At 39.7% G+C, this 1119-nt stretch carries 1 protein-coding gene; it reads right to left on the reverse strand.

Annotation, left to right across the window (positions count from 1 at the left end; all coding sequences use genetic code 11):
* The coding region (locus ACFQ0V_RS13190; RefSeq protein ID WP_381014437.1) for an IS4 family transposase at positions 1 to 1082 on the reverse strand (1082 nt) is incomplete at its 3' end.
* Positions 1083 to 1119: the final 37 nt, after the last annotated feature.

Below are 1119 nucleotides of genomic sequence, written 5' to 3' on the forward strand. Positions count from 1 at the left end.
TCTTCCATACATGTTCGCCATTTCACCGGAAGCGCATGCCAAAGAAACAGGCGGGTAAAACCTACGAATGACAAGGCTTCTACGTCTGATTTTGAATGGATCCGTATGTATAAAAATTTCAATAAAACATAGGCAATTAACGCAGCGAAAAGTTGGCTAAATACGGCATTGGGTGTTGTGCCAAATAGTACAGGTACATTTAAATTTTGTTTAATCCAGCGAAAGAATGACTCGATTGCCCAACGTTCCTTATACATGCCTGCAATTTCTTCTGCTGATACATTGCGAAGATTCGTGACAACACGTACAATCGCACCTTCATAATCCGTAAATTCGACAACACGATGGCGTTTTTCGGTTTGTTTTTGTGCAGTACCTAGCGTACAAGTGAAATCAGCGACAATATTGGACCCTTTAACCGCTGTTCGTTGTAATGATTTTTTACGGTTCAGCTGAATATTGTCCTTTAAACGAATGACGAAATCTTGATTCGTTGTCGCATATCGATCGACTTTATCAATCGAAAAATAAGCACGATCTGCAACGATTATAAAGCGTTTATCTTCTAATTGGACACCGATTGGACCATCATGTTTCAGTCCAGTTGTCTCAACGATTTGAAGGGGCATACTTGTTTGATTGGTAAAGCTGACGTGCAATTTAATTCCTGAGCGATTCCCGTGATAAAGCGCCCATGGTAAACGTGTTTTTCCGACTGTAATCGTTGTGGAATCAATTGCGAGAAGTTCTTTTTCCAACTTAAGGGAACGCCTTGCCGATCGATTTAATCGACTGACAATTAACTCAAAAATGTGCTTCACGATGAGATAATTCAGTTCTCCTAAACGTTTTGAAAGTGTCGAGTAATTCACTGATTTCAAGCCTTGTGCAGGGGCAACATCCGCAGCGTGACGCAAGCTTTTCCATTCAAATGTAGCAGCGCCAATCAAGTAATTTAAAAGTGTTTTTACATCACATTTACGAGCCGTATCTTCAAACTGAAGCTCAGCTAGAATCTCATCTAATTCTTCCTGTGAAATAAAGTTTTGAAGTAATGTAAAAATCGTGGTATTCTTAGTCATGAGAGATTCCTCCTTGTAAATGTTGGTCTGGTAACTT

The organism is Savagea faecisuis (assembly GCF_042675605.1).
Classification (GTDB): Bacteria; Bacillota; Bacilli; order Bacillales_A; family Planococcaceae; genus Savagea; species Savagea faecisuis.